We start from the raw sequence: 6845 nt of genomic DNA on the forward strand, positions 1-6845 counted from the left end.
GGCTGGGCGCGTGGCGGTGTGGGTTGTGGACGCGGGGTCGGGGCTGGTCGGGTCGGCGTGGGCGTCGGACGCGGGGCGGGCGGTGTAGGTTCCACCGGCACAGGCTCGGGCGGGACTTCGACCGGGGCGGTGGTGGCGTCTTCGGTGACCAGTTCCTCGCTGGGATTGTCGGCGGGGCCGGCCTCGATCACCACGTCCGAGACGATCGACACCGGCACGGCGGTGACGGTGGGTAGAGGGGCCTTCACCCAGCCCAGGCTGCTGGCCAGGACGGCGATGCCGATCACGCCCGCATGCAGCAGGACCGACGCGATAAGGGCAGGCGCGGGCCGTTGCATCGCGCGTTAGCCCTCCTCGGCCGAGGCAGCGGTGTCGGTGATCAGGTTCAGCTTGGTGAAGCCTTCGGAGGACAGTCGGGCCATGACGCGCGCCACGGCCTGATAGGGCGCACGGCCGTCGGCCCGGACGAAGACGGGGCGTTCGCGGGCGCCCTCGCCGCCTTCCTGGGCCACGCGCAGCACCAGATCGTCCCAGCTGACGCCGCCTTCGCCCACGAAGATTTCGCCGTCTTCCTTGATCGAGACGGTCACCGGCTCATCGCTGGCATCGACGGCTCCGGCCTCTGTCTTGGGCAGTTCCAGCGGCACGCCAACGGTCAGCAGCGGGGCCGAGACCATGAAGATGATCAGCAGCACCAGCATGACGTCCACCAGGGGCGTGACGTTGATCTCGCTCAGCGGCTGTTTGCGGGCACGGCGACGACCGCGTCCGCGACCTCCGCCCCCGGCTGCTCCACCCATGGCCATGGCTCAATACTCCCGGCGGGCGGTATCGTCGTAGGGACGGCTGGCTGGCGTACTGGGCACCGGGCCGCTCAGTCGACGCGCAACGGCGGCCTGAAGATCGTCGGCAAAGCTTTCCAGACGGCCGGTGAACTTGCCGGCGTCGATCGAGAACTTGTTGTAGGCGATATAGGCCGGGATGGCCGCAGCCAGACCCAGGGCCGTGGCGAAGAGCGCCTCGGAGATCGCCGGGGCCACGGTGGCCAGATTGGTGTTGCCCGAGGCCGCGATAGCCCCGAACGCATTCATGATGCCCCAGACCGTGCCGAACAGGCCGACGAAGGGCGAGGACGTCGCCACGACCGACAGAACGCCCAGCCCGTTCTCGACCCGCTGGCTTTCCCGCGCGATCAGACTGTCCAGTGCCCGGTCGATGCGCGAGACCAGCAGATTGCCCTGATGCTCGTTCAGCGGACCGCGCGTCCGTGTCTCACGCCAGTCGGCCAGGGCGATGACCAGCATGCGGGGCAGGGGGTGTTCGGGATTGGTGCCCGCCTGGGCCGCGATATCCTCCAGCGACCGGCCCGATCCGACCTCGGCCTCGAAGGCCCTGGCGCGGCTGTTCAGCCCGCTGAACTTGATCGCCTTGTCGATGATGACCGCCCAGGACCACAGCGAGGCCAAGACCAGACCGATCATGACGGCCTTCACGACCAGATCGGCCGCCATGAACATCTCGATCGGGTTCAGCATGGACGTGGCGTGGGCGGCGATGGTCATTCAGGCGTCCTCGGTCGCGATTCGTGCATGTGGCTCCATCCCTGTGCACCGGATGGAGGTGGCGGTTGTGTGGCGGTGTGGCGCGGGTCTAGCCGGGTGTGGCCCCGGCGTCACTCAGTCGGCGTCTGACGGTTGCGTGAGCGGCCGATCATTCGGAGCGCGCGGCGGACGGGGCGTTGGGCTGAACCGCCACCGACACGGGCGCACCCACGCTGATGATCACGCCCTCATGGCCTTCCTTGGCGATGGAATAGGTGGCGGCGTCGCGCAGCAACTGGTCCTCGCAGGCCACGTCATTGGCGCGGCCCAGATCCTGACAGCCGCGCTTGGCCGCGTCGGCCCAGCCGCGCACGCGGCGCGTCGCCGCCTCCGCCCGCTTGATCGCCGCCTCGTCCTCGGCGGCGGCCTGGGCGATCAGGGCCTGGCGGGCCCCCTGCTGATACTGAAGCTCGGCCTGACCGGCCATCTTGCGCTCCCAGACCTTGTAGTAGGGACAGCCGACCAGGCCGCCGCCGAACAGCAGCACGGTCAGCAGGCCGATGGTGATCAGTATGGTCCAGCCCTGGCGTTCGGTCATGGTGGTCGTGGTCTGGGCCATGTCAGGTCTCCGGTCCGGTCAGGGTGTGAGGGGTGGCCAGCCAGGGGCCGACCTTGTCCTTCAGGGCTTGCGTCGGACGACGCGGGCGACCGTCCATATGGATGCAGACGACCTCGACCTCGGCCCGGCACAGCACCTCGTCGCCGCGCGTGACGGTCTGGTTGATCAGCAGGCGGGGGCCCTTCACGGCATCATAGTGGGTCCGCACGATCAGGGCGTCGTCGATGCGGGCGGGCTTGTGAAACGTCAGACCCATCTTCGAGACGACGAAGGCCAAGGGGCGATCGCCGTCCAGCAGTTCCGCATGGCCGATGCCCATCATGCGAAGGGCATCCGACCGACCCCGCTCGAAATACCGCACATAGTTGGCGTGATAGACCAGGCCGGTGAAATCGGTGTCTTCGTAATAGACGCGGACCGGCAGGCGATGCTCTCGCCCCTCGAACCGCCCGGAAGTAGGGGAGTCGGTCATGGCGTCGGCCTGGGAGCGGGACGGCGTTCCATGAAGCCGGGGCAGTCGGCGCGGACCATGGCCGCGAACTCCTTGGGCAGGGGATCATTGTCCAGCAGGATGCGCTGGGGTCGGGAGACAAAGGCCACCACCTCGGGCTCGCCGCGCCGCCCGGCATAGCCACACAGAGCCAGACCGTCGCCCTGTTCGGTGTAGCGCAGCTCGGCCGTGCGCCCCAGATGCTCGCGCAGCTGGGTCAGGGCGCGGGCTTGACGATCCGGTTCCTGAGGCGTCAGGGCTCCGTTCTGCACGAAGATCCACGCGGCCAGTCCGCCCAGCACCAGAACCGCGATGCCCAGCACCACGATCAGCCGATCCGTTCTGATGACCCGACGCGCCATGCGGCCAAGCATGCCGGGGTTCGGCCTGAAGGTGAAGCCGTCTCTTGGCCTACTTCCCGCCAAACAGATCGGGCGCCTTCGGTGGTGCCGGTGGTTCAGTCAGGCCCAGATGGGCATAGGCCTTGGCGCAGGCCATGCGGCCGCGCGGGGTGCGCTGTATAAAGCCCTGTTGCAGCAGATAGGGCTCGATCACATCCTCCACGGCGTCGCGGGCTTCTGCGATGGCGGCGGCCAGGGTGTCCATGCCGACGGGACCACCGCCATAGTTCTCGATCAGGGCCTTGAGGAAGCGGCGGTCGTTGGCGTCCAGACCGACCTCGTCGATCTCCAGACGTGACAGGGCGCGGGCGGCGACCAGTTTCGATATGGTTGCCGCCCCCTCTGCCGTGGCGAAGTCGCGCACGCGGCGCAGCAACCGCCCGGCCACGCGCGGGGTGCCGCGGGCGCGCGATGCGATCTCGCGCGCGCCTTCCTCGTCGATGGGGGCTCCCATCTTGCGGGCCGCGCCGGTGATGACCCGGACCAGCTCGTCGGGCGTATAGAACTCCAGCCGCAGGGGGATGCCGAACCGGTCGCGCAGGGGCGTGGCCAGCAAACCAGCCCGCGTCGTGGCCCCCACCAGGGTGAAGGGGGCCAGGTCGATCCGGACCGACCGCGCCGATGGGCCTTCGCCGATGATCAGGTCCAGCACATGGTCCTCCATGGCGGGATAGAGGATTTCCTCGACCGTGGGGGCCAGGCGGTGGATCTCGTCGATGAACAGGACGTCGCGCGGTTCCAGATTGGTCAGGATCGCCGCCAGATCGCCGGCCTTGGCCAGGATGGGTCCAGAGGTGGCGCGGAAGCCGACGCCCAGTTCGCGCGCCACAATCTGCGCCAGGGTGGTCTTGCCCAGGCCGGGCGGGCCGAACAGCAGGACGTGATCGAGGGCCTCGGCCCGGCCGCGCGCGGCGTCGATGAACACCTTCAGATTGCCCTTGGCCGCTTCCTGACCGACGAATTCCGACAGGACCTGGGGCCTAAGGGCGCGGTCGTAGGCTTCGCCAGGGGCGGGCTCGGGCGAGATGATGCGGTCGTCGGTCATGGAGTGGTTCTGATCCTTCTCCCCTTGGGGGAGAAGGTGGCATGCGAAGCATGACGGATGAGGGGTCGCGCGGATCTATAAAACAGAGGAGTTGCGCCAGACGCTTTGGCACCTGTGCGACCCCTCATCCGCCCCTCCGGGGCACCTTCTCCCGCAAGGGGAGAAGGGTAGTGGGTTGCGCTACTCACCGTCCCAGCTCCTGCAAGGCCGCCCGGATCACAGCCGACAGTTCGGCCTCCTCGCCCAGCCGGATCAGCGCCTGATCGACGGCGCGGCGGGCATTGATCTCGGCGACGCCCAGACCCAGCAGGGCGGACACCGCCTCACCGGTCACACTGGGCACCGGCACCACGGCTTCGGCATGCATCCCCGGCGCGCTCGGTGTGAAGCTGACCTCGCCCAGCGGCTTGCCCTTCAGCTCGGTGACGATGCGCAGGGCCAGTTTGGGGCCGACGCCGTTGGCGCGCGCCACCGCCGCCTTGTCCTCCCGCGCCACGGCCCCGGCCAGGTCGCCGGGCGGCAGGACGTCCAGCACCGACAGGGCCGCCTTGGGCCCCACGCCCTGAATGCCGGTCAGGGTGGTGAAGGCCCGCCGCTCGTCGCGGGTCAGAAAACCGTACAGGCGCGGGCCGCTCTCGGCGTTCCAGACGTGCTCCACATGCAGGGTGGCCTCATCACCGGGCGCAGGCAGGCGCTGGAGAGTGCGCGCCCCGCAGGCCACGACATAGCCGACACCGGCGCAGTCGATCAGGCAGTGATCCTGCTCCACCTCCGCCAATAAACCCCGGATGCGGCCAATCATGACGCCACCGCCAGCAAGGCCCGCTTGCGCAGCTGAGCATGGGTGATGGCGACGGCCAGGGCGTCGGCGGCGTCGGTCTTCACGTCGCCAGCAGCAGGCAGGAGACGTTTGATCATGAAGGCGATCTGGCTCTTGTCGGCATGGCCTGCACCGACCACGGCCTTCTTGATCAGATTGGCCGAATATTCCGCGACCGACAGGCCACATCGCGCGGGAGCCAGCATGACCGCGGCGCGGGCATGGCCAAGCTTCAGCGTGGAGGACGGGTTCATATTGACAAACACCTCCTCGATCGCCGCTTCATCGCAGGCATGGGCGGCGCAGATTTCGGACACGGCTTCCAGGAGGAACAGCAGCCGCTCGCTGAAGGGCGCGGTTTCTGGCGGTGCGACTACGCCGTGGGCGACCCAGCGCAGCCGCGACCCCTCGGCCACAACAACGCCCCAGCCGGTGCGGCGCAGGCCGGGGTCCAGGCCCAGGATTCGCGTTCCATTCTGAATCAGCGCGTTCGTCATTCGTTCCAGTCATGCCGCAAAGACGGTTAGCGAACAATGACTGCGATGCCGTTCTAATCGTCGCGCGGGTCCAGATCGTAGCCGATGACCCCGTCGATGGCTCTCAGCCGCTCGGCGAAGGCATGGATGGCTTCGGGTGTCGCCTTGGTGAGGCGAAAGCCCCAGCGCACGGTCTGGCCATCGTCCAGAAGTTCGTGGTGGTCCGAGCGGGCCACGCGGTTGAGATTTTTCAAGGCCTGATGCACCGCCGCCTCGACCTGCGGTGTCTCGCGTTTCCAGGCGACGCGGGCATCGACGACTGCCGTCTGTGGCAGCCGTCCGCTGACAAGTCTGAGGCCAATCAGGATAATCGCCGTCAGCAAAGTCCCTACCGCACCCAGGCCGTACAGCCCCGCCCCGAACAGCAGGCCGATCGCCGCCGTGACCCAAAGTGACGCCGCTGTGGTCAGGCCGTGGATCGAAAAGCCGCTGCGAAAGATCACGCCCGCGCACAGGAAGCCGATGCCGGTCAGGACGCCGTGCGCCATCCGGGTCGGATCGCTGACGATATCCGTCCCGGGCAGGGGCGCGAACCGCCACATCCCCTGCATGACGGCCGCCTCCATCAACAGGGCCGAGCCCAGGCAGACCAGGATGTGGGTGCGAAAGCCCGCCGCCCGGCCCCGCCATTCCCGCTCGAAGCCGATCAGGCCGCCTGCCAGAACAGCGGCAAGAAGGGGCAGGGTGAAGGCGGGCAGGTCGTTCCAGTCCATCCGGAGCGAACGGTGGGCGCGGCGCGGCGGTTCCTCCGAATGGACCTAGCCGTGCTTTTCGACGTAGGCGTCCGGGTCCTTGTTCACCGGCTTGACCCCGGTGATGTGCTCGGCCTCGAAGGCGGCGAACTTGACGGCCAGGTCGTGGCGCATCTCCAGATCAGCGTTCAGGCGGAAATCGGTCAGCCCCTGACGTTCTTCCTCGCCCATGTGCTTGGAGTTGACGACATTGGCCGCGCCCACAGCCTCGAACCAGCCGGGTGAGCCGACCTTGTGGCTCTCCACGGCCTTGACCGCGTCGCGCAGTTTGTTGTGGTCCTCGATGGCGTCCTCGGTCTCGCCCGCGACCGTGCCGTCCTCGGCGTCATTGGCCCCTTCGCCGATCTTCATCAGCTGCGGATAGAAAAACCGCTCCTCGGCCTCGGCATGCACATCCAGAAAGGCCGACAGGCGGCCCCATACCGCGGTGAGGGCATCGGTGTCCTTCGGATCGATCTGCTCGATGATGGCGAACAGGCGGCGCTGCTCGGCATGGTCGTCGAGGATCAGCTGGGTGATGTCCATGAGGTCGGCTCCGGCAAGGCTTGAAGCCGCATAATCGCCGCCGCCCTCACCGGTTCCGCGCTAACGACTCGCAAGCCTCAGCCCGCGTATTTCGCCAGGTCCTCGTCGGAGATGTC

At 67.9% G+C, this 6845-nt stretch carries 11 protein-coding genes; all 11 read right to left on the bottom strand.

Annotation, left to right across the window (positions count from 1 at the left end):
* Nucleotides 1–338, bottom strand: a 338-nt coding sequence (locus JHC81_RS13070) for a hypothetical protein (protein ID WP_292175380.1), incomplete at its 3' end; no start/stop codon positions are given.
* A 6-nt stretch (nucleotides 339–344) separates the two neighbouring features.
* A complete protein-coding gene (locus JHC81_RS13075; protein WP_292175381.1) occupies nucleotides 345–806 on the bottom strand; it encodes an ExbD/TolR family protein in 462 nt (153 codons plus the stop codon).
* Nucleotides 807–809: 3 nt separating this feature from the next.
* On the bottom strand, nucleotides 810–1562 hold the full coding sequence (gene tolQ / locus JHC81_RS13080; RefSeq protein ID WP_292175383.1) for a protein TolQ: 753 nt from the start codon (nucleotides 1560–1562) through the stop codon (nucleotides 810–812).
* Between the two features lie 148 nt (nucleotides 1563–1710).
* The gene (locus JHC81_RS13085) at nucleotides 1711–2160 is read right to left on the bottom strand and encodes a hypothetical protein (protein ID WP_292175385.1); all 450 of its coding nucleotides are present in this window, start codon (nucleotides 2158–2160) and stop codon (nucleotides 1711–1713) included.
* Between the two features lies 1 nt (nucleotide 2161).
* A complete protein-coding gene (gene ybgC, locus JHC81_RS13090) occupies nucleotides 2162–2632 on the bottom strand; it encodes a tol-pal system-associated acyl-CoA thioesterase (RefSeq protein ID WP_292175386.1) in 471 nt (156 codons plus the stop codon).
* Nucleotides 2629–3024: a hypothetical protein gene (locus JHC81_RS13095; protein WP_292175388.1), complete on the bottom strand. Its 396-nt coding sequence runs from the start codon at nucleotides 3022–3024 to the stop codon at nucleotides 2629–2631. Before JHC81_RS13095 ends, ybgC begins: the two co-directional genes overlap by 4 nt.
* A gap of 37 nt (nucleotides 3025–3061) precedes the next feature.
* Nucleotides 3062–4096 carry a Holliday junction branch migration DNA helicase RuvB gene (ruvB, locus tag JHC81_RS13100; RefSeq protein ID WP_292175390.1) on the bottom strand — a complete coding sequence of 345 codons (1035 nt, stop codon included), beginning with the start codon at nucleotides 4094–4096 and terminating at the stop codon, nucleotides 3062–3064.
* Nucleotides 4097–4280: 184 nt separating this feature from the next.
* A complete protein-coding gene (gene ruvA / locus JHC81_RS13105; RefSeq protein ID WP_292175392.1) occupies nucleotides 4281–4898 on the bottom strand; it encodes a Holliday junction branch migration protein RuvA in 618 nt (205 codons plus the stop codon).
* Complete coding sequence (ruvC, locus tag JHC81_RS13110) at nucleotides 4895–5413, bottom strand: crossover junction endodeoxyribonuclease RuvC (protein WP_292175393.1); 519 nt, start codon at nucleotides 5411–5413, stop codon at nucleotides 4895–4897. The genes ruvA and ruvC overlap by 4 nt, the downstream gene beginning before the upstream one ends.
* A gap of 53 nt (nucleotides 5414–5466) precedes the next feature.
* Entirely contained in the window at nucleotides 5467–6165 is a 699-nt protein-coding gene (locus tag JHC81_RS13115) for an MgtC/SapB family protein (protein ID WP_292175394.1), read from the bottom strand.
* Nucleotides 6166–6210: 45 nt separating this feature from the next.
* On the bottom strand, nucleotides 6211–6729 hold the full coding sequence (locus JHC81_RS13120) for a hemerythrin domain-containing protein (RefSeq protein WP_292175396.1): 519 nt from the start codon (nucleotides 6727–6729) through the stop codon (nucleotides 6211–6213).
* Between the last annotated feature and the right edge of the window lie 116 nt (nucleotides 6730–6845).

This window comes from Brevundimonas sp., assembly GCF_016463295.1.
Lineage (GTDB): Bacteria > Pseudomonadota > Alphaproteobacteria > Caulobacterales > Caulobacteraceae > Brevundimonas.

Bases quoted from the DNA above. Each gene is read 5' to 3' on its own strand.
- JHC81_RS13075 (WP_292175381.1), bottom strand. From the start codon at position 806: ATGGCCATGGGTGGAGCAGCCGGGGGCGGAGGTCGCGGACGCGGTCGT.
- tolQ (WP_292175383.1), bottom strand. From the start codon at position 1,562: ATGACCATCGCCGCCCACGCCACGTCCATGCTGAACCCGATCGAGATG.
- JHC81_RS13085 (WP_292175385.1), bottom strand. From the start codon at position 2,160: ATGGCCCAGACCACGACCACCATGACCGAACGCCAGGGCTGGACCATA.
- ybgC (WP_292175386.1), bottom strand. From the start codon at position 2,632: ATGACCGACTCCCCTACTTCCGGGCGGTTCGAGGGGCGAGAGCATCGC.
- JHC81_RS13095 (WP_292175388.1), bottom strand. From the start codon at position 3,024: ATGCTTGGCCGCATGGCGCGTCGGGTCATCAGAACGGATCGGCTGATC.
- ruvB (WP_292175390.1), bottom strand. From the start codon at position 4,096: ATGACCGACGACCGCATCATCTCGCCCGAGCCCGCCCCTGGCGAAGCC.
- ruvA (WP_292175392.1), bottom strand. From the start codon at position 4,898: ATGATTGGCCGCATCCGGGGTTTATTGGCGGAGGTGGAGCAGGATCAC.
- ruvC (WP_292175393.1), bottom strand. From the start codon at position 5,413: ATGACGAACGCGCTGATTCAGAATGGAACGCGAATCCTGGGCCTGGAC.
- JHC81_RS13115 (WP_292175394.1), bottom strand. From the start codon at position 6,165: ATGGACTGGAACGACCTGCCCGCCTTCACCCTGCCCCTTCTTGCCGCT.
- JHC81_RS13120 (WP_292175396.1), bottom strand. From the start codon at position 6,729: ATGGACATCACCCAGCTGATCCTCGACGACCATGCCGAGCAGCGCCGC.